General features: G+C 73.5%; 21 protein-coding genes. 12 read left to right on the top strand and 9 right to left on the bottom strand.

What is annotated here, in order from left to right:
* Window positions 1-17: 17 nt before the first annotated feature.
* Entirely contained in the window at window positions 18-2,279 is a 2,262-nt protein-coding gene (locus AC3CHW_RS33605) for an MMPL family transporter (RefSeq protein ID WP_488469015.1), read from the bottom strand.
* A 208-nt stretch (window positions 2,280-2,487) separates the two neighbouring features.
* Between AC3CHW_RS33605 and AC3CHW_RS33600 the strand changes: the two genes are divergently transcribed.
* The 5 genes from AC3CHW_RS33600 (at window position 2,488) to AC3CHW_RS33580 (ending at window position 10,658) form a co-directional block, all read left to right on the top strand.
* Window positions 2,488-3,831 (top strand): FAD-dependent oxidoreductase, encoded by a 1,344-nt coding sequence (locus tag AC3CHW_RS33600; protein WP_176160040.1) that lies wholly within the window; start codon window positions 2,488-2,490, stop codon window positions 3,829-3,831.
* Window positions 3,832-3,848: 17 nt separating this feature from the next.
* Window positions 3,849-4,838 (top strand): UbiA family prenyltransferase, encoded by a 990-nt coding sequence (locus tag AC3CHW_RS33595; RefSeq protein ID WP_488469014.1) that lies wholly within the window; start codon window positions 3,849-3,851, stop codon window positions 4,836-4,838.
* A gap of 10 nt (window positions 4,839-4,848) precedes the next feature.
* Window positions 4,849-6,456: a class I adenylate-forming enzyme family protein gene (locus AC3CHW_RS33590; RefSeq protein ID WP_187062524.1), complete on the top strand. Its 1,608-nt coding sequence runs from the start codon at window positions 4,849-4,851 to the stop codon at window positions 6,454-6,456.
* Window positions 6,457-6,537: 81 nt separating this feature from the next.
* A complete protein-coding gene (locus tag AC3CHW_RS33585; RefSeq protein ID WP_488469013.1) occupies window positions 6,538-7,881 on the top strand; it encodes a protoporphyrinogen/coproporphyrinogen oxidase in 1,344 nt (447 codons plus the stop codon).
* Between the two features lie 398 nt (window positions 7,882-8,279).
* Complete coding sequence (locus AC3CHW_RS33580) at window positions 8,280-10,658, top strand: ATP-binding protein (protein WP_488469012.1); 2,379 nt, start codon at window positions 8,280-8,282, stop codon at window positions 10,656-10,658.
* Between the two features lie 220 nt (window positions 10,659-10,878).
* On the opposite strand, the gene AC3CHW_RS33575 is transcribed toward AC3CHW_RS33580, so the two are convergent.
* On the bottom strand, window positions 10,879-11,943 hold the full coding sequence (locus AC3CHW_RS33575; protein WP_488469011.1) for a polyprenyl synthetase family protein: 1,065 nt from the start codon (window positions 11,941-11,943) through the stop codon (window positions 10,879-10,881).
* Window positions 11,944-12,541: 598 nt separating this feature from the next.
* Between AC3CHW_RS33575 and AC3CHW_RS33570 the strand changes: the two genes are divergently transcribed.
* From AC3CHW_RS33570 to AC3CHW_RS33560, 3 genes are read left to right on the top strand one after another with little or no spacing between them, the layout of a single operon-like run.
* Window positions 12,542-13,780, top strand: a complete 1,239-nt coding sequence (locus tag AC3CHW_RS33570; RefSeq protein WP_488469010.1) for a DegT/DnrJ/EryC1/StrS family aminotransferase — start codon at window positions 12,542-12,544, stop codon at window positions 13,778-13,780.
* A complete protein-coding gene (locus AC3CHW_RS33565; protein WP_488469009.1) occupies window positions 13,780-14,928 on the top strand; it encodes a DegT/DnrJ/EryC1/StrS family aminotransferase in 1,149 nt (382 codons plus the stop codon). Before AC3CHW_RS33570 ends, AC3CHW_RS33565 begins: the two co-directional genes overlap by 1 nt.
* 45 nt (window positions 14,929-14,973) lie before the next feature.
* Complete coding sequence (locus tag AC3CHW_RS33560) at window positions 14,974-16,239, top strand: nucleotide sugar dehydrogenase (protein ID WP_488469008.1); 1,266 nt, start codon at window positions 14,974-14,976, stop codon at window positions 16,237-16,239.
* Window positions 16,240-16,332: 93 nt separating this feature from the next.
* Here AC3CHW_RS33560 and AC3CHW_RS33555 read toward each other — a convergent pair whose 3' ends face one another.
* Window positions 16,333-16,566 carry a hypothetical protein gene (locus AC3CHW_RS33555; RefSeq protein ID WP_488469007.1) on the bottom strand — a complete coding sequence of 78 codons (234 nt, stop codon included), beginning with the start codon at window positions 16,564-16,566 and terminating at the stop codon, window positions 16,333-16,335.
* A gap of 6 nt (window positions 16,567-16,572) precedes the next feature.
* A complete protein-coding gene (locus AC3CHW_RS33550; protein WP_398609469.1) occupies window positions 16,573-17,277 on the bottom strand; it encodes a TNT domain-containing protein in 705 nt (234 codons plus the stop codon).
* Between the two features lie 398 nt (window positions 17,278-17,675).
* On the opposite strand from AC3CHW_RS33550, the gene AC3CHW_RS33545 reads away from it, so the two are divergent.
* Complete coding sequence (locus tag AC3CHW_RS33545; protein ID WP_488469006.1) at window positions 17,676-18,494, top strand: M23 family metallopeptidase; 819 nt, start codon at window positions 17,676-17,678, stop codon at window positions 18,492-18,494.
* 121 nt (window positions 18,495-18,615) lie between these two features.
* Here the strand turns inward: AC3CHW_RS33545 and AC3CHW_RS33540 are convergent, their stop codons facing one another.
* Complete coding sequence (locus tag AC3CHW_RS33540) at window positions 18,616-19,446, bottom strand: serine hydrolase domain-containing protein (RefSeq protein ID WP_488469005.1); 831 nt, start codon at window positions 19,444-19,446, stop codon at window positions 18,616-18,618.
* A gap of 351 nt (window positions 19,447-19,797) precedes the next feature.
* Between AC3CHW_RS33540 and AC3CHW_RS33535 the strand changes: the two genes are divergently transcribed.
* Together AC3CHW_RS33535 and AC3CHW_RS33530 are read left to right on the top strand one after the other, a co-directional pair.
* Window positions 19,798-20,622, top strand: coding sequence for a class I SAM-dependent methyltransferase (locus AC3CHW_RS33535; protein WP_488469004.1), 825 nt, complete (start codon window positions 19,798-19,800; stop codon window positions 20,620-20,622).
* A gap of 143 nt (window positions 20,623-20,765) precedes the next feature.
* Window positions 20,766-21,044, top strand: a complete 279-nt coding sequence (locus AC3CHW_RS33530) for a DUF6233 domain-containing protein (RefSeq protein ID WP_488469003.1) — start codon at window positions 20,766-20,768, stop codon at window positions 21,042-21,044.
* Window positions 21,045-21,107: 63 nt separating this feature from the next.
* Here the strand turns inward: AC3CHW_RS33530 and AC3CHW_RS33525 are convergent, their stop codons facing one another.
* Window positions 21,108-22,592 (bottom strand): FG-GAP-like repeat-containing protein, encoded by a 1,485-nt coding sequence (locus tag AC3CHW_RS33525; protein ID WP_488469002.1) that lies wholly within the window; start codon window positions 22,590-22,592, stop codon window positions 21,108-21,110.
* Window positions 22,593-22,828: 236 nt separating this feature from the next.
* On the opposite strand from AC3CHW_RS33525, the gene AC3CHW_RS33520 reads away from it, so the two are divergent.
* Window positions 22,829-23,215, top strand: a complete 387-nt coding sequence (locus AC3CHW_RS33520) for a thiol-disulfide oxidoreductase DCC family protein (RefSeq protein WP_488469001.1) — start codon at window positions 22,829-22,831, stop codon at window positions 23,213-23,215.
* Between the two features lie 124 nt (window positions 23,216-23,339).
* Here the strand turns inward: AC3CHW_RS33520 and AC3CHW_RS33515 are convergent, their stop codons facing one another.
* From AC3CHW_RS33515 to AC3CHW_RS33505, 3 genes are all read right to left on the bottom strand, one after another.
* On the bottom strand, window positions 23,340-24,152 hold the full coding sequence (locus tag AC3CHW_RS33515; protein WP_187089205.1) for an SAM-dependent methyltransferase: 813 nt from the start codon (window positions 24,150-24,152) through the stop codon (window positions 23,340-23,342).
* A gap of 106 nt (window positions 24,153-24,258) precedes the next feature.
* On the bottom strand, window positions 24,259-24,474 hold the full coding sequence (locus AC3CHW_RS33510) for a DUF397 domain-containing protein (RefSeq protein ID WP_176165787.1): 216 nt from the start codon (window positions 24,472-24,474) through the stop codon (window positions 24,259-24,261).
* A gap of 44 nt (window positions 24,475-24,518) precedes the next feature.
* Window positions 24,519-25,376, bottom strand: a complete 858-nt coding sequence (locus AC3CHW_RS33505) for a helix-turn-helix domain-containing protein (RefSeq protein ID WP_398609475.1) — start codon at window positions 25,374-25,376, stop codon at window positions 24,519-24,521.
* Window positions 25,377-25,606 lie beyond the last annotated feature (230 nt).

Raw genomic sequence — 25,606 nt, 5'->3', positions numbered from 1 at the left:
CCCGCCCCTCGGGCGTCTCAGTCCCGGCCCACCGACTCCCGGCTCCGGTCCCGCGACGCGGCGCGCGGTTCGCCCGGGGCGGGCTCGCCCTCGCTGAGGCCGATCTTGTCGTGCAGCGCCCGCAGCGGGCCCGGTGCCCACCAGTTGGCGCGGCCGGCGAGGCGCATGAACGCGGGCACCAGGGCGCCACGTACCAGCGTGGCGTCCATCAGGACCGCGATGGCGAGCCCCACGCCGATCGCCTTGAGGTAGACGATCCCGGAGATCACGAACCCCAGGAAGACGATGGCGATCAGCAGCGCGGCGGCGGTGACGGTCGAGCCGGTGCGCTCCAGGCCGCGCGCGACGGCCTTGGTGTTGTCGCCGGTGAGCTGGTACTCCTCCTTGATCCGGGAGAGCAGGAAGACCTCGTAGTCCATCGACAGGCCGAAGGCGATGCAGAACAGCAGCACCGGCACCGTCCAGGTGATGGAGTCGGTGACGACGAAGTCGCCGACGATGCCCTCCAGGTGGCCGTTCTGGAAGCCCCAGACCAGTACGCCGAGGGTGGCGCTCAGGCTCAGGCAGTTGAGCACCAGCGCCTTGAGCGGCAGCACGATGCTGCCGGTGAACAGGAACAGCACGATGAACGAGCTGACCGCGATGACCACGAGCGACAGCGGCAGCCGGTCGTTCATCGAGGTGATCGAGTCGTGCAGCTCCGCCGCCGGGCCGCCCACCCGCACGTCGTACGGGGCGTCGACGGCGCGGATGTCCTGGACGAGCTGGCGGCCCTTCTCGGACAGCGACTGGCTCTTGGGCACCACCGACAGGTACGTGCTGTCGGCGACGCCGAACCGGTCGGCGGCCGGGGTCGGCGGGGCCACCTGTCGGCCGCCCGCGAACGTGCCGGCCTCCGTGTCGACCCGGGCCACGTTGGTCAGGCCGGACAGGGTCCTGGCGTAGTCGGCGATGTCGCGCTCGCCCTTGGCGGGCGCGTCGCTGAGCACGACGTTGAGCGCCTGCGTCTCCTGGGCCCGGAAGTCCGCCCGGATGGTCTCACCGACCTCGCGCGACTGGGTGCTGGCCGGCAGCACCCGCTCGTCGGCCAGGCTCATCTTCAGGTCGAGGAACGGCGCCCCGAGGAAGAGCAGCAGGGCGATGACGGCCGTGGCGATCGGCACCGGGAAGCGCATCACGGTGAGGGCGAGCCGGTGCCAGAAGCCCTCGACGTCCTCGCCGCGCGCCACCGCCTCCTCCACCGGGAGCTTCCGGCGACCCACCCGGCCCTTCTCGATGCGCGGGCCGAGCGCCTTGAGCAGGGCCGGCAGGAAGGTCACCGAGACGACGGCGGCCAGCAGCGCGGTGGGGATGCCCGCGTAGGCGAACGAGCGCAGGAAGTAGAAAGGGAAGACCAGCAGCGCGGCCAGGGCCAGGGCGACGGTGACCGCGGAGAAGACGACGGTGCGCCCGGCGGTCCGCAGGGCGGTGGCGATCGCCCCGTCGGGTTCGGCGCCGCCGGCCAGCTCCTCGCGGTAGCGCTTGATCAGGATGAGGCTGTAGTCGATGGCCAACCCGAGCCCGAGCCCGGTGGCGACGTTGGTGGCCAGCACCGACACCTCGGTGAACAGCGTCAGGACACGCAGCGTCAGCAGCACCGAGACGATGGTCAGTCCGCTGACCAGGAGCGGCACCAGCGCGGCGACCACACTGCGGAAGACGAAGAGCATGACCACGAACAGGATCGGGAAGGTGACCATCTCGATCTTGAGCAGGTCCTTCTCGGTGGTCTCGACGATCTCCTTGTTCGCCAGCGCGCTGCCGCCGATGGTGACGTCGACGCCGGCGATCTTCCCCTCGTAGCGCGACTCCAGCTTGTCGAACCGGTCCTGGATCTGGTCCTCGTCGCCGTTGATGCGGGCCAGCACCAGGGCGCGGTCGCCGCCCTTGCCGCGCAGTGACTCGGCATTGCCCAGCGACCAGTAGGAAACGGCGTGCTCGACGTCCTTCTCCCCGTCGAGCCGCGCGGTGATGGCACGGCCCGCCGCGGCCACCTTCGGGTCGTCCACGCCCCGCTCGTCGGTGATCAGGAGCGTGAGATTGGGGGCGCCCGCGTGGAAGCGTTCGTCCATGATCTCGGCGGCCCTGGCCGATTCCGTGGAGCTGTCGATGAAGCCACCCGCCGACAGCTTCGAGATGACCCCACCACCCAGCGCTCCCGCGATGACGAACAGAACTCCGCTGAGATACAGCACCAGTCTGCTGCGACCGGACGTGAAGCGGGCCAGAGAGGCGAACATCTGACGTAACCCTTCATTCGGGGCACGGTCGGCTGGCGTACGTGGAGAGACAGGCTACTCCCCCGCCGCCGCGCGCGGCCGTTTCTCGGTCATGGCAAGAGTCTGCTTACCAACTCTTGTCCCACCCCTGCTATTTATCGCCCCCTCGTACGGATTTACGTTTTCCGAGAGCTCGGAAGCAACCCTGTTCTGTGGAGGTGCGACACGCATGGCTCGACGCAAGAGGACTGCCGTCGTCGGCGGCGGTATGGCTGGCTGCGCCGCCGCCAAGGAGCTGTTGAAGAACGGGCGGGAGGTCGTCATCTACGAGACCACCGCCGGCCTCGGTGGGCGCGCGCGGTCCTGGCACCGTCCGGAGATCGAGCCCGATGTCGGCGTCAACCTGTGGTTCACGAGCTTCTACAAGATCATGTTCGAGCGCATCCGCGAGTACGGTCTCGAGGACCAGCTCACGGAAATGTCGAACAACGTGATCGTGGTGGACAACGGAAAGCCGGCCGAGCTCCTGTCGGACTCGATGAAGAGTCTCTTCACCTTCCCCCACGTAAAACTCGGGGACCGCATCGGATTCCTTACCGCCACCCTCAAGGAAACGCTCAAGCGCAAGGAACTCGACCTTTTCGACCCGCTCAAGCTCGCCAAGTACGACGATGGCACCAATGCCGCGGAATACGCGCGCAAGAGCATGTCCCAGCGCGGCTTCGACAACCTGCTGCGGCCGGAGATCGAGTCGTTCTGGCTGTGGCGCTGCGAGGACATCTCGGCCGCCCACGTCCGGGCCATGCAGGCGCAGATCGCCGGCGCCAAGTTCTACGTGTTCAAGGGCGGCATGGAGATCATCGCCGAGAAGAACGCGGAGGGCGCGGAGATCCGCCTGGAGAACGAGGTCACCGACCTCCAGGTCAGCGACGGCGAGGTGCGCGTCACCGCCCGGGACGCCGACGGGACGCTCAGCGAGGAGGTCTTCGACGACGTCGTGATGGCCACCCCGGCGCCGGTCGCCGCGAAGCTGACGGCCGCCCTGCCGCGTCAGATCGTCGGCGAGGACACCAGGGACTTCCTGGCCACCCAGAAGTACGAGCCCGCGCTGTCGGTGTCGTACCTGGTGGACTTCTCCAGCATGCCGTCCGAGGCGCACATCGTCGCCGCCGGGGCCGAGGACCCGCCGGTCAAGACGATCATCACCTTCCCGCGTCAGGTGCGGGACGCGAACGGGCGCCCGGTCGACAAGCACCTCGCGTTCGTCTACCCGGGCCGGGCCGCCACCCGCAGGCTGCTCAAGCTCTCCACCGAGGAGCAGTTCGCCGAGACCACGCGGCTGGTCACCTCGCTGTGGCCGGACTTCCCCGCCGACGCCGAGCCGTTCGAGATCGCCGAGCGGCCGTGGGCCATGCCGGTGCCCGAGCCCGGCCGCTACCGCAAGTCGGCCCGGGTCATCCGGCTCCAGCACGCCCCGGTGGTCTTCGCCGGCGACTACTTCACCTCGCCGATCTCCGAGGCCGCGATGCTCTCCGGCATCCGGGCAGCCGACAAGCTGCTCACGGTCGGCTGAGGCTCGGCGGGCCGTCCATGAACGCGATCACCGCCGCCGGGGCCCGGCGCGCCCAGGGTGCGTCCGGCCCCGGTTCGCCGGCCCGGGGGTTCGCCTCACGTCTGTCGGCCTTCGCCCGCCTGGCCAAGTTCGAGTTCGTCCTGGACTACTACCTCAGCGTCCTCGTGGTCGTCTCGGCGCTGGCCGCGGGCTCCGGGCTGGCCGGGAACGACCTGCTCACGCTCGGCCTGTTCCTGCTCGGTGAGATCGGCGTGGTCTCGGCCGTCATGGCCTTCGACGACGTCAACGGGTACCAGGACGGCAGCGACGCGGCGAACTACCTCAGCGAGGACGGCACCGAGCTGCGCCCGCTCCAGCGCAAGCCGCTGCTGACCGGCGCCCTGCGCCTGCGACAGGCCCAGTGGTTCGGCTACCTCTCGTTGGCCTGGGGCGCGCTGTTCTGGTCCACCTCGGCCGCCGCCGCCGAACACCAGCCGGTCTGGGCGCTGGTCGTCACCGGCCTGGTGCTCGTCTCGAGCTGGCAGTACTCCTGGGGCCTCAAGCTCAGCTACCGCGGGCTCGGCGAACTCCTCATCGCCGGCTGCCCGATGGTCATCGTCATCGCGCCGTACGGGTTCGTCGCCGGCGACCTGCCCGCGCTGCTGCTCGTCGAGGGCCTGCTGTTCGGCCTGTGGCAGATCCTGGTCTCCGCGTACTCCAACACCAAGGACATCGAGGGCGACGCGGCGGTCGGGCGCAGCACCGTGGCCGTGCGCGCCTCCGAGCGGGGCAACCGCCGCTTCATCGGGCTGCTGAGCGCCGCCGACGTGCTGCTGGCCGGGACCGCCGCGGTGGTGGGCTGGGCTCCGTGGTGGTTCGTGCTGGCCATGCTGCCGCTGACCGCCCTGCGGGTGCGGCAGTACGTGTCCTTCGTCCGGAACGGCGACGCGCTGCTGGCGCGCCGGCGCGGCGTCGTGGCGTTCCGTACCGGGGTCGCCTGCCTGATCCTGGTCAACCTCATTCACTGACGGGAGAGTCATGAGTGGCAAGAGCAGGCCCTCGGGCCTGGGTTCGCTGTTCGAGAGCCACGCGGAACGGGGTCGGCGCACCCGTTTCCACCTGAGCCGCCCCTTCGACATCGCCCCCGAGCGGGGGGCGGAGTACACGGTGCAGCAACTCGCCGACCTGGTGGCGGAGGCGTCGGCGTGGCTGTACGAGGCGGGGGCGCGGCCCGGCTCCCGGGTGGCGATCGCCAAGGACAACCACTGGGACTACCTGCTGCTGGCCGCCGCCGCGGCGCGGGTGGGCGCGCTGCCGGTGTTGGTGGCCGGCTCACTGCCGCCGGACACGCTCCAGACGGTGCTCAAGCGGGCCGACGCCCGGGTGTTGGTGACCACGGGTGAGATCGTGCGCTCGGCCGCCGCGGCCGGCGTGGACGTGACCGCGTTCGCCCCGCGCGTGGTGACCATCGACGGCCCCGCCGACGGCGCGACGCACGTGGACGAGTTCCGCGGGGCGCGGGTGCCGGGCACGGTGCGGGCCGCCTCGTACGAACCGATGGTGGCCACCCACACCTCGGGCACCACCGGCGTGCCGAAGCTGGTGGTGCACTCGGCGGACACGATCATGGGGCACCTCAGCCGCACCGAGTCGCTGCCGTGGCCCATCGTCGGCATGAAGCACCGGGACACGGTGGCCACGGCCATCGCGTACAACCACATGCGGATGATCACCTGGAGCGCGGGGACGCTACGGCTGGAGCCGAAGCACGCGCTGATCCTCACCGACGGCGAACCGGCCACCGCCGAGCGGATGTTCCGCCGCCACCGGCCCAACTACCTGGAGGCGCTGCCCGCCACCTACGTGGGCTGGGAGCCGCTGACGGAGAAGCCGCACCACGTGTTCACGGACGTACGGGTCTACGTCAGCACCTTCGACGCGATGCACCCGCCGACGGTGCGCACGTTCCTGCGGGCCAGCCAGCGGCGCTTCCCGACCTGGTTGCAGGGCTGGGGGCAGTCCGAGACCGGCCCGATGACCTTCCGGCTGCTGGCCCGGCGCGACCTGGAGGCCCAGGGCGACCGGCACCCCACCATCCGCGACGTCGGCCGCCCGATCCCCGGCTTCACCGGGATGAAGGTGGTGGACCCGCAGACGCTGCGGCCGGTGCCCGACGGCACGCCCGGCGTGGTGCTCTCGCGCACCCACGGCCGCTGCGTCGGCTACCTCGGCGAGGAGGACCGCTGGCAGCTCAAGGCCGAGGGCAAGTGGTGGAACACCGGCGACTGGGCGGTGCGCAGCAGGACCGGCGCCTTCCGGCTGCTCGACCGCGAGGTGGACGTGATCCCCGGGATGAGCTGCATCGAGCTGGAGGACGTGTTGGCCGACCGGCTGCCGCGGCTGACCGAGGCCGCGGTGATCGGGGTGCCGGGCGAGCTGCCGCTGCCGGTGGTGTGCACCCGGGACGGCTCCTGGGACCAGGCGGCCTGGCAGCGGGCCACCGCCGACCTGCCCCGGATGGCCGACCCGCGCCTCCTGGAGTGGGACGAGTTCCCGCGCACCAGCACCGGCAAGGTGCGCCGGATGGAGCTGCGGGAGCGCCTGTTGGGTGAGGCGAGCGCGTACGGCACCGGGCGCTGGACATAGCCGAGCGCGCGACGTACGGGCAGGGCGCGCGGGGCGCGAGGCGCACCGCGCGGGGTGGACGAGGAAAGGGAAGGGAACGGCATGGCGCAGGACCTGGCCGATGTGGACATCGCCGTCGTGGGTGCGGGGATCTCCGGCCTCACCGCGGCCTACCGGCTGCGGGAGGCGGGCCGCCGGCCGGTCGTCTTCGAGTCGCAGGAGGCGGTCGGCGGGCGCATGAAGGCCCGCCGGGTGGACGGCTGGATCGTCGAGGAGGGCACCGAGACGCTCGCGGCGGCCGGCTACGACGCGACCTGGCGGCTCATCAGGTCGGTCGGGCTCGACCGGAACGGCGGGGTCCGCAAGGTCACCAGCCTGGCCGGCGTCTGGCGGAACGGGCGCGCCCACGCGGGCACCGGCCACTGGTTCGGGGCGCTCAGCGGCTCCGGACTCTCGCTCGGCGGCCGGATGGCGCTCAGCTCGCTGGTGGGCGAGATCGCCGGCTCGGCCGGCGGCTTCGACACCCGGCACCCGGGGCAGAGCCCGCTGGCCACCCGGACGGTGGCCAGCCTGGCCGCGGGCCGCGACCGTGAGCTGTACGACTACGTGTTGCAGCCGGCGGTGGCCACCGCCTGGGCCTGGGACCCGCACCGCTCGTGCGCGGGCCCGCTGGTGTCCACCATGCTCTCCACGCGCGGCCTGCTGGGCTGGCGCACCTACCGGGACGGCATGGACTCACTGGCCCACGCGGTGGCCGAGCGCCTGGACGTGCGCACCGGGCGGGCCGTCACCGAGGTGAAGGACACCGACGCCGGGGTCACCCTCGTCTTCGCCGACGGGCAGACGGTGACGGCGCGCGAGGTCGTACTCGCGGTGCCCGCTCCGCTGGCGGACAAGCTGCGGCCGGGCGCCCCCGCGGACGAGACGCCCTTCCTCCAGGCGGCCTCGTACACGCCGATGATGCGCATCACCTGTCTGGTGGACCGCCCACTGATGCCCCCGCAGCGACGCGGCACGCCCGCGGTCTACGCCGTCCTGGTGCCGGAGGTGGAGGACGGCTGTGTGAGCGGGGTGACGTTCGAGCACGCCAAGGCCGCCAACCGGGCCCCCGCGGGCCGCGGCCTGGTCAGCATCCTCACCGCGCGGCGGGCGACGCGGGAGTTGCTCGACGCGCCGGATGAGGAGGTGTTGGCGGCGCTGGTGCCGCGGGCCGAGCGGTACGCGCCGGGCCTTGGCGCGGCGCTGCGGCAGGCGTTCGTGCACCGCTTCCCGCACGCGTCGCCGGAGGCGTCGCCGCTGGCGCTGCGGTTGCAGAGCGCCTTCGTCGGCCGGGAGGCGCGCGCGGTGGAGTACGCGGGCGACTGGGTGTACCAGCGGCCCTCCAGTGAGGCGGCGGTGCAGTCGGGCGAGTGGGCGGCCGAGCGGTTGCTGTCGCGCACCGCCTAACGATCGGTCAAGGCGGCCCGCGAGGGGCCGCTGGCACCACCTCGGAGCGGAAGGCCCCGGCAGCGCGCCCGCGCACGCCGGGGCCTTCGGTCTACCCGCACGCCACCCCCGTCCCCCAACGCGCCCCCGACATGCCTCATGAGCTGGCCAAACGCGGTAACGCACCCCCCGGTTGAGGGGCGGTTCCCGGGTCCTAGTAGGGTGCGCGTAGCACGGCTTTTGATGACCGGCGCTCGTGGTTGGCCTGAGATCCGAAGGAACCGCGAGCGAATCGGGCGTGACGCGAAAAGGCGTTTCTACCTGCGCGTTTCACGACCCTTGACCGGGCTTTTGCCGCTGCCTGCAACCGTTGGCCGACCAGCGTGGAAGTTCCCGCGGGCCCCAACGGAAGGAGCCGCATGGTGCAGGCAGGCACTCACGCGCAGCAGGACGGCTTCACCCCGGAACCGGCCGCGACCGGTTCCAGCCGACGACCACTGTCACCGCTGGTGGGCCGAGACGACGAGGTAGCCCGGCTGAGAGCGCAGATCCTGGCCCGGGACACCCAGGTGCTCACCCTCACCGGCCCCGCCGGCGTCGGAAAGACCCGCCTGGCGACGGTGCTCGCCGACGACGTGGTCAGCGCCTTCCGGGACGGTGGGTGCTACCTGGACCTGGAGGACCAGCGCCAGGACCTGGCCGGCGCGGTGCGGGCCGCGCTGTGCGGTGACGGTCCGGCCGCCGACGGCGATCCGCCCCTGACCGACCTCGACTTCCTGCTCGTACTCGACTGCGGCTCACGGCCGACCCGGGAGGTGGCCGAGTTGGTGGCCGACCTCGCCGGCCGCGCGCCCCGGCTGTGCGTGCTGACCGTCGCGACCCAGGTGCTCGGGGTCTACGGCGAGCGGCGCATCCAGCTCGACCCGCTGGCCGTGCCCGGCTCCGCCGGGGCCACGGGCCCGCTCGCGGAGGTGGCCTCGGTGCGCCTGCTCGTGCAGCGCACCCGCGCCGTACGGCCCGGCTTCAAGCTGACCGAGGAGAACCGGGACGCGGTCGCCCAGTTGTGCGTGCGGCTGGACGGGCTGCCGCTGGCGCTCGAACTCGCCGCGGCCCGCCTCAAGGTCTCCTCGCCCCGCGCGCTCCTTGAGGAACTCGACCGCTCGTGCGGCGCGCTGCGCGGCACCGCGGCCGACACCATGTCGCGGCACCTGAGCGTGTACGAGGCGGTGGAGCACAGTTGGGCGGTGCTCGACCCGGACCGCCGCGCGCTCCTGCGCCGACTGGCGGTCTTCGCCTCCTCCTTCGACGGGGCGCAGGCCGCCGAGGTGCTGGGCCTGTCGGTGTACGAGGCGCGGTCGGCGCTCGAGGAGTTCGTCGACCGCAGCCTGCTGCTGCCGCGGGAGCAGCCCGACGGCAGCATCAGGTTCCGCATGCTGCGCACCTCGCGAGCGTACGCCGTGGAGCAGCTCGCGGACGAGGGCGCCCTGGAGTCGATCAGGAACCGGCACGCCGCGCACGTGCTGCGCCGCGCCCGGGCCACGCTGCCGCGACTGAGCGGGCCGGGGCAGGCCGCGACGCTGGCCAGGCTGGCGCTCGGGCACCACGACACGCTGGCGGCCCTGGGCCACCTGGTGCACGTGGGGGACGGCGACGGCGCGGGCGAGTTGGCCGCGACAACGCTGCCGTACTGGCTGGTCCGCGGCGAGGTGCGGGAGGCCGCGGCCCGGCTGAGCGCGGCGTGCGCCGCCGGGGTGACCACCGGCCGCGTGCGGGCCGCGCTGCGGGCGGCGCTCGGCGAGACGCGCCTGCTGGGCGGCCGGTACCTGGAGGCGCGGGAGGACCTGCGGGCGGCGCTGGTCCAGTACCAGGCGGACGGCGACCGGGCCGGCGCGGTCGCCGTCCGGGAGCTGCTGGCGCGCCTCGCCCACGCGCAGGGCGACCTCACCGGCGCCCAGGCCCTGCTGAGCGATGTGGTGGCGGAGTACCGGGAGCTGTCCGACGCGCACGGCGTGGCCTCGGCGACCGGGCGCCTGGCCGAGGTCTGTCGGGATCTGGGCGACACGCCCGCGGCGGTGCAGTACGGGCAGGACGCGGTGCTGCGCTTCGAGGAGATCGGCGACGCGCGGCGGGCGGCGCTCGGCAAGCTCGTGCTCGCCGGGATGCTGGCCGAGGGCGAGGTGCCGGCGAGCGCCGACCGGATGGCGCGGCAGGCGCTGCTGGTCCTGCGCGACCTCGGCGACCTGCCGGCCCTCGCCTGCGCGCTGCACGTCTGCGCCGACCTGCTGGTACGCCGGCACGGCCGGGCCACCGGCGCCTGGGAGCGGGCGGCCCAACTCCTGGCCGCAGCGGGCGTGTTGGAGGAGGGTGCCGGCGGGTTGCCGGTGCGGCTGCCGGAGTCGGCCCGGCAGGGGCTGCTGTCGCAGGCCGGGCAGCGCCTGGGCGAGGCCGCGTTCGACGAGCACAGCCGGACCGGCGCGCGGCTGAGCGCGCACGAGGCGGTGGCGCTGGCGCTGACGCCGCTGGCCCCGCCGCCCTCCGCGCCCCAGGCCCCGCCAGCGGCGGACACCCTCACCCGGCGCGAGCAGGAGGTGGCGGCGCTGGTCGCGGAGGGGCTCACCAACCGCGAGGTGGCGCGGCGCCTCGGGACCGCCGAGTGGACGGCCGTGAACATCCTGCGCAAGGTGATGCGCAAGCTCGACTGCACCTCGCGGGTCCAGGTGGCCAACCGGGTGCTCAGCGCCCGCGCCACGGCCGACGGTGATCTCGGCGCGGCCAGCGGGCTGCCGCGCGTGGTCTGACGCACCCGCGCCGCGCCGACACGGGGCGGGACGCCGGCCGGGTCACAGCCCGCGCCGGCGGGCCGCCCCCTCGACGCCGTGGAGGAAGGCCGTGGCGCGGACGGGGGCGAGGACGCGGAAGCGTCGGTGCCGCCGACGTGTCGACGACATGGGTCCGTCCGTGGGTGGAAACGGGGCTCGGGAGGTGTGCTGCCGGGCCCCGCTGCCACGCGCGCGGCGGCTACTTGTCGCGGTAGGCGACGGCGACCGCCATGCCCGCCAGTTCCTCGCGCCACTCCTGGGGCAGCGGCGCGTTCGCCAGGGCCTCGCGAGCCTGGTCCACCAGGGTGTCGATGCGCCGCTCCACCTCGGCGCGTACGTCGATGGCCGCGATCTCCGCGCGGAGTGCCCTCTCGTCCCGGCCACCGGCCGAGACCAGGTCCCGCACCCGCTCGCTGCGGCCCACGGCCAGGCTCATCAGCAGGGTCATCTTGTTGTTCTCGGCGTCGGCGCCCACCGGCTTGCCCGCCACGTCCGCGTCGCCGAAGGCGTCGATCAGGTCGTCGCGGAGCTGGAACGCCTCACCGAGCGCGGTGCCGTACGCCTCGAACGTCGCGGCCAGGGTGGTGTTCCCGGTGATGGCGGCGCCGAGTTCGAGCGGGCGGCGGATGCTGTAGCGCCCGGACTTGGCGTTGGCGATGTACTCGGACAGCCGCGTGTCGGCGACCCCCTCGGCGGCCACGGCCACGTCCAGGTGCTGGCCCACGATCATCTCGGTGACCAGCTCTCCCCAGACCCCGCGCGCCGGGGCCGGCAGCTCCTGGGCGAGCCGCATCGCGTACGAGAGCGCTAGGTCGCCGGCGAGCACGGCGACGCCCTCGCCGTAGCGGCGCGCCTCGCCGTGCCAGCCGAGGGCGCGGTGCTGTTCGATGGCGCGGACGTGGGCGGTGGGTTCGCCGCGGCGCAGCGGCGAGTCGTCGATGACGTCGTCGTGGATGAGGGCGAAGGCGTGCAGCAGCTCGACGGCGGCGGCAGCCTCCACCACCCGGGTGTCGGTCTCCTCGCCGCCGGCGGCCAGGAAACCGGCCGCGCAGAACGCCGGTCGCAGTCGCTTGCCACCCGCGCGCACGAGTTGGCCGACGCTCTCGACGGGAGCGATGGCGCGCGCGTCCACGCCGGCCCACTGCGCGCGCTCGGCGGCGAGCAGGGCGTCGAGGCGGGTTTCGGTACGGGCGAGAATCCGGGCCCTGGCCTGGGCGCCGCGGCCGGTAGGGGTGGCCACGGGTGCCATCGGTGACACGGTCATGTTTGGGGTTCCTCTCTGCGATCACCGGTGTGGCCGACCGGCGGCACGCCTCGCGCGCACGGGCGGGGCGGCGTGTCCGTCCGGACGCCTCGAACAGCGGGGCGGCGGCTGGCGGGGGGCGCGCGCGGGCCGTGGCGCCCGGGGGCGCTCGCGCGCGCGGGGACGCGCCCGCCTCGCGCGGCCGACGGGTCAGCGGCGAGCATGCCGCGGCGCACGACGGACCGGCGGCGAAAGGGGCGCGCGGCAGGCGGCGGAAGCGGGCGCGGCGGGCGGCCACCGCCGTTTTGTCCGCGCCACTCCCCGACGGGACGGCCGGTGAGAATCCCATGGCCCGGCAAAGCCGAATCTCCTGCGGGTGTCCATATGGGAAAGCGCCCCCCGGCCTGGAAGTTGGAAACGTTATCCACCATCGACGGTGGACAACACGCCGGTCAAGACGGCCTGTCCAGACAGCAATTGAGGGGTCGAAAAGACACAGAACTCTGTCCGAGAGTGACATGTGAGGCACTGAATCTGCCATGTCATTGCCTGCTGATTGCTATCCCTGACAACTCACGTGCCGCCTATTTTCGAAAGTGGGTACTACGAATGGAGAGACATGGGCAGGAGAGTGACGGAAAGCATTCCCGGAAGCCCCGGGACAGCGGCCCCGACCGGAGTCCCGTTCTTCACCCAGGCGGCCTCGTTCGAACGGCTGTGGCCTTCCGTACGCCGACAGATCGAAGACGTGCTCGACTCCGGGGTCTACTCGAACGGACCCAAGACCGCCGAGCTCGAGGCAGCGTTGCGTACCTACACCGGTGCTCGGCACGCCATCGCGGTGGGCAACGGCACCGACGCCCTCGTGTTGTTGCTGCGCGCGGCGGGGATCGGGCCCGGCGACGAGGTGGTGGTGCCGGCGTTCGCGTCCGCCGCACCGGCCGCGTCGGTGACGTTGGTGGGTGCCCGCCCGGTCTTCGCCGATGTCGACCCCCTGACCTACGGCATTGACCCCGCATCGGTCGAGAAGGCGATCACCGCGCGGACCAGGGCCGTACTGCCAGCGCACGTGTTCTGTCAGCCGGCCGACCTCGCCGGGGTGACGGACGTCGCCGCGCGCCACGGACTGCTGGTGCTCGAGGACGGCGCGCGGAGCCTGGGGATGCGCTGGGCGGGCGTGCACACGGGGCTGGTCGGCGCGGGCGGCGCGCTCTCGCTGTGCCCCACCACGACGCTCGGCGCGCTGGGCGACGCGGGCCTGGTGCTCACCCGGGACGACGCGCTCGCCGCGCGCGTGCGGGCGCTGCGCGACCACGGCCGCACGGCCCCGTCGGCGGCGGTGAGCCAGGGCACGGCGAGCCGGCGGGCAGCCGCCGCCGAGGTGGCCCGGCAGGGCGAACTCCTGGGCACCAACGCCAAGATGGACGACGTCCAGGCGGCGGTGCTGCTCGGCAAGCTGGCCGGCGTCGAGGCGGACATCGCCCGCCGCGCGGAGCTGGCCGCCGCGTACACCCGGCACCTGCGCGGCGCGCCCGGCGTGCGCCGGCTGCCCGAGGTCGTGCGGGGCTCGCGGGCCCGCGTCGATCCGGTCTTCTCGGTGTACGCCATCGAGGTGGACGACCGGGACGGGCTGGTGGACCACCTCGCGCGGGCCGGGATCAGCACCGAGGCGTACCCGCGCCCGTCGCACCTCCAGCCCTGCTTCGCGGACCTCGGCCACCGGGAGGGCGACTTCCCGAACGCCGAGGAGGCCGCCGAACACGTGCTCGCGCTGCCCCTCTACCCGGACCTGACCTCGCGTCAGGTGGCGGACGTGTGTGCCGCCGTCCGTTCCTTCGCTCCGGAAGGTGCCCTGTGATGAGTGTGGTGGACTCGGCCCTCGCGGTCGACGCGGCCCCGGTGCCCTACAGCGGCTCGCTCCTCGACTCCGGCGCCCGCGAACTCCTGCTGGACACCGTGCGGGAGGTGGCCACCGATCCCGACCAACGCTTCGTCCTCGGCCGTCGCACGGCCGAGTTGGAGCGCCGGCTGCGGCAGCGCGTCGGCACGGGTGACGTGATCGCCTGCGCGAGCGGCACCTCGGCGCTCGGCCTCGCGCTGCGGGCGGCGCGGCTCGGCCCCGGGGACGAGGTGATCGTGCCCGCGTTCGGCGCCGAGCCGCTGGCGAGCACCGTCCTCGGCGTGGGTGCCGTGCCGGTCTTCGCCGACGTCGACCCGGTGACGATGGTCATCGACGTGGCCGACGTCGCGCGCCGGCTCACCGCCCGCACCCGGGCGGTCGTGCCGGCGCACACCTTCACCACCATGGCCGACATGCCCGGGGTGACGCGGCTGGCCTCGACCCATGGGCTGACCGTCATCGAGGACGCGGCCATCGCGCAGGACGCGACGCTGGCCGGGCGCGCCGCGGGCACCTGGGGCCAGCTCGGCCTGTACTCGTTCTTTCCGGCCAAGCCGTTCGGGATGCCGGGCGAGGGCGCCGCCGTACTGACCGACGACCCGGAACTCGCCCGCACCGTGCGCGCGCTGCGCGACCACGGCCCGGAGGGCGAGCGGCGCTCCGTGCACCACGAGATCGGCCCGCACAGCGGCTTCGACGAGATACAGGCCGGCTTCCAACTCGCCCGGCTGGCGACCCAGGACGCGCGCATCGCGCGCCGGGCGCGGATCAGCGCGTACTACAGCCAGCGGTTCGCGCCGTTGCGTGCGCACGGGCTGAGCGCGCCGGCTCCGGACGCCGAGCAGTGCCACTACGTCTACGCCGTGCAGACGCAGCGCCGCGACGCGCTGGCCCGCCACCTCGCGGCCCACGGCATCGGCACCCGGGTCTACTACCCGCTGCCCCTCCCCCGCCTCCCCGCCTTCGCGCCGTACGCCCCGCCCGGGGCGCGCTGGCCCGGCGCCGAGCAGGCCAGCGCGGGGCACCTGGCCCTGCCCCTGCACCCCCAGCTCGACCAGGCCCAGGTGAGCCGCATCGCGGACGCCGTGGCCGCCTTCTTCCGCTGACCGCAGCCCGCCCGCACGCACCGCCGTCCACAGGAGGATCGATCCGTGAGCAGCAAGATCGCGATACTGGGCCAGGGCTACGTCGGCCTGCCGCTGGCCGTGCGGGCAGCCCGCGCCGGGCACCGGGTCGTCGGCTACGACATCGACGGTGAGCGGGTGAAGCGGCTGGTGGCCGGCGAGTCCTACGTCGAGGACGTGCCCAGCGCCGAGTTGACCGCGTTGCTGGAGACCGGCAGCTACCTGCCGACGGCCGACACGGCCGAGCTCGACGGCTTCGACATCGCCGTCATCACCGTCCCGACGCCGCTCAAGGACGGGGTCCCCCATCTGTCGCACGTCGAGGACGCCGCGCGGCTGCTCGCCAGCCGGCTGCGGCCCGGCGTCACGGTCGTGCTGGAGTCCACCACGTACCCGGGCACGACCGCCGAGTTGGTGGGCCCGATCCTGGAGGAGGACTCGGGACTGGTGGCCGGCGAGGGTTTCTTCCTCGGGTACAGCCCCGAGCGCATCGACCCGGGGAACCCCACCTGGCACCTGGGCAACACGCCGAAGGTGGTCTCGGGCGTCAACGAGGCGTCGTTGGCGGCGGTGCGGGCCTTCTACGACTCGATCACCGAGACGACGGTGCCGGTGCGCACGCCCGAGGTCGCCGAGCTGTCGAAGCTGGTGGAGAACACCTTTCGGCACGTGAACATCGCGCTGGTCAACGAGATCGCCATGTACGCGCACGAGTTGGGCATCGACGTGTGGGAGGCGCTGGACGCGGCAGCGTCCAAGCCGTTCGGCTTCATGCGGTTCACGCCGGGGCCCGGGGTGGGCGGGCACTGCCTGCCGGTCGATCCGGAGTACCTGTCCTGGCGGGTGCACCGCACGCTCGGCCGCCGGTTCCGCTTCGTGGAGTTGGCCAACCACATCAACGGCCACATGCCGGACCACGTGGTGCAGCGGCTGCTGCTCGCCTTCAACGCGCGCCGTCGCTCGCTGAACGGGGCCCGCGTGTTGCTGCTCGGCCTGGCGTACAAGGCCAACACCGGTGACGCCCGCGAGTCGCCGGCGCTCAAGGTCGCGGAGTTGCTGATCGGTCTCGGCGCCGAGGTGCGCGCGGCCGATCCGCACGTGGTGGAGTCGGTGACGGTGGACAGCAGCGTGCGCCGGGTGGACTTCGGTCCGGCCGAACTGTCCGCGGCGGACGCGGTGGTGCTGCTGACCGACCACGACGCGTTCGACTACGCCGCCATCCCCCGGCACGCGCCCTACGTCCTCGACTGCCGTCGCCGGCTGGAGCCGAGCGCGTCGGTCGACATCCTCTGAAGTCCCCCGTGCGCACCGCCTCCTACCGGGCCGCGGCCGGCCCTCGCCCCGACCGGCCACGGCCCGGCCGGGGCGCTCCGGCGGGCGCACGGCTCAGGTCAGCAGCGCCAACAGGTGGGCGCAGGCCGTCGCCTCGTCACCGTGCACGGCGATGACCTCGCTCGCGCCGCGCTCGTACGCGCCCACCTGCCAGCCGCCGCTCTCGTTCCCGCGCAGGAAGAGATGGTCCACGGGGGTGGGCCGGGGCTCGTGCACACCCTCGATCCAGTAGTGGTCATCGCTCACCCGCGCCGCGTGCAGGGCCTCGCGCAACGCGCGACGATCCACGGTCGGCTACCGCCTGGCCGCGGCGAGGTAGCCGTTGTCGAGCAGCCACTTCACGTTCAGCCGCTGTCCCTGGCCCGGGTCGAGGAGGGCCGGGTCGAGCTTGATCTGCTGGCCGCCGCCCGGCTGCTCGAACCAGGGCGCGATCCTGCCCTGCCAGACGGTGAACTTCCTGGTGACCTTGTACACGTGGTAGTCGCAGGGGAAGGCGGCGTCGCGCGTGTTGAGGTTCTGCGGCGGCAGCGCGCGCTTGGCGTAGTGGTCGCCCGCGGGCGCGAGGTAGCCGCCGTACTCGGAGCCGAACCGGTCGAGCCGCTGGCCCGGCCGCAGTTCCGCGCGCCGCTTGTCGACCTTGCCGTTGACCTCGGCGAAACCGTCGTTGGGCGGGTATTTCCAGCCACCCTTGTCGGCCGGGCCCTCCCAGTACTTCCTGAGGAAGGCGTCCGGGGAGAGCTTGCCGGTGCGCTGGTAGCCGAACACCAGCGGGCCCACGGGGAACCGCAACAGCCGCGGCAGCCGCTCCGGACCCAGCCGGGCGTCCCCCTGGTAGGCGCCGGTGCACGGCTCCCGCCACTGTGCGCCGGCACCGGCCGGCGCGACGGAGCGGCGCTCAGCGGGCCGCTCCGGTGCCGGCTGGGCCGCGCTCGCGGCGGGCATGGCCACCACGATGACGGCGGTACTCAGCGCGCTGGCGATGGCGCCCCTTCGGTTCATGCGGGTCTCCTCATGTGGCACGGGTGGCTCGTCGCGCTGACTGCCCGTCAGGCTCGGTGCGCATCGTAGGGGATCAGTCGCCGAGGGCGATGAGGAGTCGGGTCACGCGCCCGGTGCGTCCCCCTATGCGACGGCTCCCCGCCGGGTTCCGCCGCCCGGCGGGCTGCGGACGGCCCGCTTCCGCTACCCGCCCGCCGCACGGTTCGCCGCGCTGCGCGCGCCCGCCCCGGCGAACGGCGGCGAAACCGGAAGCGGCAGGCAGCGGGCGAAGTGGAGTCGAGGCCACCGCGCGGGGTGTGCGGCGCGGCGCGCCGGTGGTACACGTGATCGGCACCGCCGGGCCGCCGGGCCCGGTGGTGCCGACCCGCCTCCCCCGGTTCGACGAAGGAGTCATCTCGATGCACTACAGACGCTCGCGCACGGTGTCGCTGTTGGTGGCCGTCGTGGCCACGATCGGCGCACTGCTGACCGCCCCCGCCCACGCCACGTCGGCGTCCGGCGACGGCGCCCGGCTCGCGGCGGCGCCGAACTTCCGGGCCCCCTTCCCCTGTGGCCAGAAGTGGACCTACAGCCACCACTCCGCCGAGGTGCGGCGCGCGCTCGACTTCGTGCGCGCGGACGGCGGTTCGACGGCGGGCACGCCCGTGCTGGCGTCCGCGTCCGGGACGGCCACCCGCATGTCACAGCCGAGCGGTGCCGGCAACTACATCGTGATCGACCACGGTGGTGGCTGGAAGACGTACTACTTCCACCTGGCCTCCTACTCCGTGCCCAGCGGCGCCGCCGTGAGCCAGGGCCAGCAGATCGGCGTGACCGGCAGCACCGGGCACTCCTCGGGCGCGCACATCCACTACGAGCAGTTGCTCAACGGCGTGGGCCAGAACATCGTCATAGGCGGAGCGGGCCTGCCCTACCCGTCGCAGTACCACCAGTCGTACCTGACCAGCGACAACGGCTGCGGTGGCGGCGGAGGCAACTTCCGCACCTGGGGGTCGGACATCCGGGTGCGCGCCGACGCCTACCTCAACTCGCCGGTGGTGGGCGTCCTGCCCGGGCCGACCAACGTGACGGTCGTCTGCCAGAAGCAGGGCAGCACCGTCACCGCCGAGGGTTACACCAACAACTGGTGGAGCAAGCTCCGCGACCAGGGCGGCTTCATCTCCAACATCTACGTCGACCACCCGGCGGCCCAGTTGCCCGGCGTGCCGATCTGCTAGCCGGGGCGCCTGCCGCGCGCCGCGTTCCCGCTCCGGCCCGCGGCTGCCCCGGTGCGACGCGCGCCCACGCCGGGCCCGTCGCGGCGTTCGGCCGTGGCGGGCCCGGCGTGCGTCGCCCAGGTCACCGCGTCGCGGACCGGGTCAGGTGGCGCATGCCCTCCGCGTCGGTGTCCGTGTGCGAGCCACCGAGGCGGTGCACGAGGACCCACCGCCCGTCGGGTAGCGCGCCGGCGAACACCGAGGCGTCGCGCGTGGCGCCGTTGTGCCAGGTGACGTCCTTGGCGTGGCGCCACGTCACCGCCGGGGCCCCGAGTTCACGGTCCACGAGCAACCCCGTGACCAGGCGGGCCGCGGCGCGCGGGGTGGCCCACATCCCGCCGGCGGGCAGGATCGCGCCGTCCATGGTCCACGACGCGCGCGGGCGGCCGAAGAGCCCCGTGGCGCGCAGGGCCTGACCCGCCGGCGGGTGCGCGGCCATCGCCTCGATGCCGAGCGGGCCCAGCACGTGGTCGCGTACGACCCGCTCGTAGGGTTGGCCCGTCGCGGCGACCAGCGCGGCGCCGAGCACGGCGTAGCCGAGGTTGGAGTACTCCTCCCGCGCCCCGGGCTCGCCCACGACCAGCGCGTCCAGCCTGGTCGACAGGGCGCGCAGCGCCGCGTCGTCGAAGGAGGCGTACGGGTCCCGGCCGCCGAGGCCAGGGGGCAGCCGGGGCAGGCCGGAGGTGTGCTCGGCCAGGTGTCGCAGGGTGATGCCGGTACCCGGCGGCACCGGCAACCACCGCTCCACCGGGTCCCCCAGGCCCAGCACCCCGGCCTCCGCCAGACGCGTCAGGGCGGTGCCGGTGAGGACCTTGGTCAGGGAACCGATCTCCACGTACCGGTCGGGGTCGTGTCCGTGACGGACACGCACCGGACCGTCGCCGCTGAGCACACAGGTGGGTGAGGGGCGCACGGTGTGGGACTCCTTCCGGGGCGGGCCGCCTGGGCCCGTGCGAAGGCGCGGACTCCCGCGCCTTCCGATGTCGCGCGCCCAGCCGGGACGGGCGGCCTCGCCCGACCACCCCGCGCGGGTCTCACCGTACGAGGGGGCGCGCCGGGGGCCGTCGCCGGGAGTCCCGTCAGCCCGTTCGGCCCGTTTCCGGCCCGCGCGGTGGAGTGGTGTGCGCCCCGGTCGCGGGCCCGGGCCCGCGACCGGCCGCGCCCGCTCGGCCGCCGACACCCTGCGCGGCCACTCGGTCGCTGCGGGCGATGCGTGGCCGGTCAGGGCCTTGACGGGTCCGCGCGTCGGGGTGAGCCTACGGATATGGCGGATTCCCCCACCGCGCACGGCCTCGACGGCGTGGCGCGCACCCTGTTAACGCCCCTGTACGCCCGCGCGCACGCGGCGCGGTTCGTACCCGAGTCGTCCTTCCGCGACCCCCTCGCCGCCGACCTCCTCGCCCGCACCGGGTACGCCGATCCCGAGGTGATCCGCGACCGGCCGAACATGCTGGGCGGGCTGCACCGCGGCATGGTGTTCGACGCGCTGACCAAGGCGTTCGTGGCCGAGCACCCCACCGCCACGGTGGTCTCCGCCGGCATCGGCCTGTGCACCCGCAACCACCGGCTCGCCGAACGCGCCCCGGGTGTGCGCTGGGTCGGCGTGGACACCTCCGAGGTCATCGCGCTGCGGCGGCGGCTGCTCCCGGACGAGGACATCACCCTGCGGGCCGCCTCGATCACCGAACCCGACTGGGCGCGGGGCCTGCCGGGCGCCGACGGTCCCGTGCTGGTGCTGGCCGAGGGGGTGTTGATGTACCTCGCCCCGGACGGCGTGCGGACCTGCCTCGACGCCATCCGCGCCACGTTCGGCCCCGGCACGGAGTTGGCCGCCGACTACTTCCACCCCAAGCTCGCCCACAGCGACCGCCACCCGATCGTGAAGGCCACCGGGGCCCGCTTCCTCTTCGGCGTCCGCAACGGCGCCCGGCTGGCTCAGCACGCCCCCGGCTGGTCGCTGGTGCGCGAGCACGGCGTGATGGAGCGCCTCAACCCGACGCAGCGCGTGGCGGCCTACGCCGCGCGGGCGCTGACCCTGGGCGGCCGGGCCTACGCCGTGGCCCAACTGCGGGCGCGCGCCAGGCCGTGACTGGCCGAATCGGCCGGTGCCACGCACGCACTTTTTTGTAGGTACTTGATCCACCTCCCCGCAGCAACAAGCATCGCTGTCATGCGAAGCATCGCTCTCACGCGCCGATGTCAACGAGCCGTCTGACCGGGAGGGGCCTACCCATGCACGTCGAGGAGGACGTCGGAGCGGGCTGGTGGCGGGTCCACGAGTCCGCGCCGAGCGCGGCCGGCGGCAACTGGCTGGTGTTGCACCGCGACACGTGTCGGGCCGCCTCCGACTGCGCGGACCTGGTCACGACCGAGGCCGCGCTGGCGCTCCTGGCAACGCCCGGCACCCGCCCCTGTCCGAGCTGCTCCCCGGAGCGCGCCCTGTGCCGGGGCGCGCTGACCACCGCGAGCCCGGCCGCCAGGCCCGCGCCGGCGGCCCGGCCCGCGCCCTGACTCACCCCGACCCCGCTTCGTGCCCGGCGGGCCGTCACGGTCCCAGGTGGCGCCGGCCGGCGGTCAGTCGCCCAGACCGCGCCCGAACTCCAGGCCACGGGTCGGCGCCGGCAGGTGCAGGCTGGCCGCGCTGTAACCCACCCCCGTGACGGCGCCGTCGCCGGCCGCCCGGAACAGTGACCAGACGCGGCCGTCCCCACCGTCCTCGCCCGTCGCCGCGGTGTGCAGGTCGGCCCGCCGGTCGCCGTCGGCGTCACGCAGCACCACCTTTGCGCCAAAGGCGTCGCGGGCCTCGCTGCTGCCCGGCACGCCGGGCGCGTCCTGGTGGACACCGTACGAGCGGTCGGCGCGCAGCCCGGTGGGCGAGCCGTAGAGCAGCGTGACGCGGCCGGCACCGGCCTTGGTCCCGGCGGCCTCGCCCGGCGCGCCGACCGCCAGGTCGGCGTGTCCGTCCGCGTCGGCGTCGGCGGCCGAGACCGCGAACCCGAAGTCGTCGCCGCGCTCGCTCTCGCCCGCGCCGGTGCCCGGCACGCCCGGCGTCTCCTGGCTGAAGTCGGCGGGCTCCCGGCTGCCGGCCGGGCCCTTGGGCCCGCCGTAGAGCACGCGTACCGTGCCGCCGACGCCGCTCGCGATCGGGTACCGCGGCTCCCAGTCCGGGTCGTCGGGGCCGACGCTGCGGGCGCCGCCCACGGCCAGGTCGGCGTAGCCGTCGCGGTCGAAGTCGCCGGCCGCGATCGACTGACCACCGGTCTCGTGGTGCCAGGCGCGCTCGCGGGCGAGGCCGTCGGGCGTGCCGCGCAGCATGGCGGTGCCGTCGCCCTCCTGGCCGCGCCAGGGGGCCACCACGTCGTCGCGGCCGTCGCCGTCGAGGTCCCCGACGGCGAGGGCGACCACGCTGCTGAAGTGCGTGATCCCGGTGTCCGCCGCCCGGGTGAGCGGGGCGGGGGTCCGTCCCGGCGCGAAGGGGCCGCGGGCGAGCGAGAGGGTGGCCAACTCCTCGCCGTCGTCGGCGGTGACGAAGTCCCGCGCCCCGTCGCCGTCGACGTCGGCGACGGCCAGGCCGTGGCCACCGGCCCGGCCGTAGGCCGCGGGGCCGGGCACGCTGGTGGTCCCGCCGAGGCCGTCGGCCGCGCCCCAGAGGATGACGACGCGGCCGGCGTCCTCGGTCGGCCCGTCCTCGCCGGGCACGGAGACGAGCAGGTCCGCGTAGCCGTCGCGGTCGAGGTCGGCGCTGGTGTGGTGGGCGCCGAACTGGTCGAAGGGCTCGGGTGCACCGGGCACCCCGGTGCTGGCCTGGCTGACCGTCCAGCGCTCCGCGGTCGCGGGCCCGGTGGCCGAGCCGGGCACGACGGCGACGTAGCCGGCCTGCTGGTGGCCGTCGACGGTGCCGTTCGCCACGCCGACCACCACCTCCGGGAAGCCGTCGCCGTTCAGGTCGTACGGCGCGGCCTCGCGCTGCGGGGCGGCGTGCGCGGTGGGCAGGGTGAGGACGGTGGTCGCCGCGAGGGCGGACAGGGCCGCGGCGAGCGTGCGGGAGCGTTGGTGCATGGGGTCCTCCGGTGGGTGGGGGACGGCTGGCGTCGCGTGTTCAGCTCTGGTTCGCCGCTCCGTGGGGTCGGATTGAGCCGCCGATCACCTGGGGTGACCGCCCGCGGGCGCCGGAGGTTGTATGGACGCGTCCGCTCCGCCACACGACGCGCCTGCCTGGCCCGGCCCTTGCGCCCCGGCCACCGCGGAGTGGGCCCGGCGGCGGCGCCCGGAACCGGCGGGGCATGATGGGGTGCATGCGGACCCGACCTGTGTTGATCTACGACGGCGACTGCGCGTTCTGCACCAGTTGCGTGACCTTCGCCGAGCGCCGCATCCGGCCCCGCTGCGAGGTGACCGCCTGGCAGTTCGCCGACCTGGGGGAACTCGGCACCACGCGGGACAGGGCCGAGCACGAGGTGCTGTGGGTCACGCCGAGCGGCACCGTGTACGGCGGGATCAGGGCGGTCGCCAAGCTCCTGCTCAGCGCGGGGCGCGGCTGGGCCCCGCTGGGCGCGCTGGTGAACCTGCCGCCGCTGCGCTGGATCGGCCACGTCGTCTACCGCATGGTGGCCAACAACCGCCACCGGATGCCGGGCGGCACCCCCGCCTGCGCCCTCCCGCGCCGCGACGCCCCACGCTGACCGCCGGCGCGCCCGTCACGCGCTGACCGCCACTGCCCGCGTACGCCAAGAGGACGCCCGCCACCCCCGAGGCGGGCGTCCTCGTCCGTGTGGGAGCGCGGCGCGCTCCCGGTGTGTGGCGGTGCTAGGGCTTGCGCGCCACCGCGCCGTACAGCGACACGTCAGCGTCCGTGACGTTCGCGTCCGTCTCGGCGTCGGGCCGCCACCGGTGCGGGACCTCGACGCCGGGCTCGACCAGTTCCAGGCCGGTGAAGAACCGTTCGACCTCGGCGCGCGAGCGGGTCTGGGCGGGGATGCCGCCACGGTGGTAGATGTCCACCACGCGGGCCCACACGTCGGGCGCGAAGTCCGAGGTGACGTGCGACAGGACCAGGTAGCTGCCCGGGGCCAGCGCCGCGACCAGGCGCTCCACCAGGTCGTAGGCGTGGAACTCGTCGGGCACGAAGTGCAGCAGCGCGTTGAGCGACAGCGCGACGGGCTGGCTCATGTCCAGGGTCTCGCGCAGTTCCTGGGCGGCGAGGATCTTCTCCGGCTCGCGCACGTCCGCGTGGATGTAGGCGGTGCGTCCCTCGCGGGTGCTGCGCAGCAGCGCCTGGGCGTGGGTGAGCACGATCGGGTCGTTGTCCGCGTAGACGACCCGCGCCTCGGGGGCGACGCTCTGGGCGACCTGGTGCAGGTTGGGCTCGGTGGGGATGCCCGTGCCGATGTCGAGGAACTGCCGTACGCCGGCCGCGGCCAGGTAGCGGGTGGCCCGGTGCATGAAGCGGCGGTTGGTGCCCGCGCAGATCTTGATCCCGGGATTGATCTCCACGACCTTCTCGGCGGCCTGCTGATCCACCTCGTAGTGGTCCTTGCCACCGAGGTAGTAGTCGTACATGCGCGCCGGATGCGGCTTGCTCGTGTCGATCCGGCTCGCTGCGCGACCGAGTTCGGCCATCTGTTCCTCCGGTTCCTGGTGCTGTCGCCACCGCGGGTGGTCGAGGGCTGGGCCGCGGTGGTAGGGGCTCGCGTGCGGGTGGTGCGGGGTGGTGCCGGGTTCGCCGTCAGGCGAGAAGGAAGTCCGCCTGGCCGCCCTTGGCGCCGTGCAGGAACTGTTCTATCTCGCGCACGGTGTAGATCAGTGCGGGGCCGTCGGGGTCGGTCGACTGGCGCAGGGCCACCCGCCCGTCGGCGAGCTTCATGACTTCGACGCAACTGCCGCCGTTGGGGCCGCTCCACGGCTTGCGCCAGCCCTCGCTGCCGAGAGCGCTGGCGGGCATGCCGTTGTAGACATGGTCGGTGTCTGCCACGGATTTGTTCACGGTCAAAGCTCCTTGCGAAGGTCACCGAGGAGGGCCTCGGTGCGTGGTGCTGGGACGGCCTGCGTGCCCATGCGGTCGAGGGCTTCGAGGTAGGCCGCCACGTCGGCGCGTTCGTCGAGGTACGAGGCGCTGGTCAGGCCCTCGCTGTAGACGACGTCGGGCAGTTCCGGCACCCGGAACCTGAACAGCTGGAAGGGGCCGAACATCCCCGGGTGCGGACCGGCGCTGAACGGCACGACCTGGAGCGTCACGTTCTCCAGCTCCAACGACTCGATCAGCCGGTCGACCTGACCGCGCATCACCTCGGCGTCCCCCACCGGGCGGCGCAGCACCGTCTCGTCCACGATGGCCCAAAGCCGCGGCGCTTCGGGGTTCGTGAGGAGTTGCTGGCGTTCCATCCGCAGCGCCACCCGGCGTTCGATCTCCTCGTCGTCGGCGTGCGGGAAGCCGACGCGCAGCAGCGCTCGCGCGTACTCGGGGGTCTGCAACAGGCCCGGGACGAAGTGCGGTTCGTAGGCGCGGATGAGGCTGGCCGCGCCCTCCAGGCTGACGTAGAGGCTGAACCAGTCCGGCAGCACGTCGCGGAAGCGGTGCCACCAGCCGGGCCGGTTGGCCTCCTCGGCCAACCGCAGGAAGGAGCTGACCTCTTCGTCCGGGATGCCGTAGGTACGCAGCAGCTTCTCCACGTACGGCAGCTTCAGCCCGACTTCGGCCTTCTCCATGCGCCGCACGGTGGTCTGGTTGACGTGCAGCGCCTTCGCCGCCTGCTCGTACGAGACCTCGGCCTTCTCCCGGAGGTCCCGCAGCCGCATGCCGAGGACTATCTGCCCGACCGTTGGGGCAGATCGCGCCTCACCCACATCCCACCTCCGCACATGGCTTGTTCGCAGCAGTGTGCCACGGTTCGGCTGACATCAACAGACTGCGCTCGCTATTCTGCATTTCGCATAATGCCCCTTGCTGACTGGGTGAGGCAGCGATCATAGGTACGTGGTCAACCCCTCTCATCACGGTCGTGGCTCGGCGACCCTACCGAGACCCGCGCGCCTGTGCTCCTCCCCCACCGCGCCCCCACCCCCCGCAGGCACCT

Source organism: Streptomyces sp. MGP-BFMKR1 (assembly GCF_057766585.1).
This window is presented reverse-complemented; position numbering and strand designations above follow the sequence as displayed.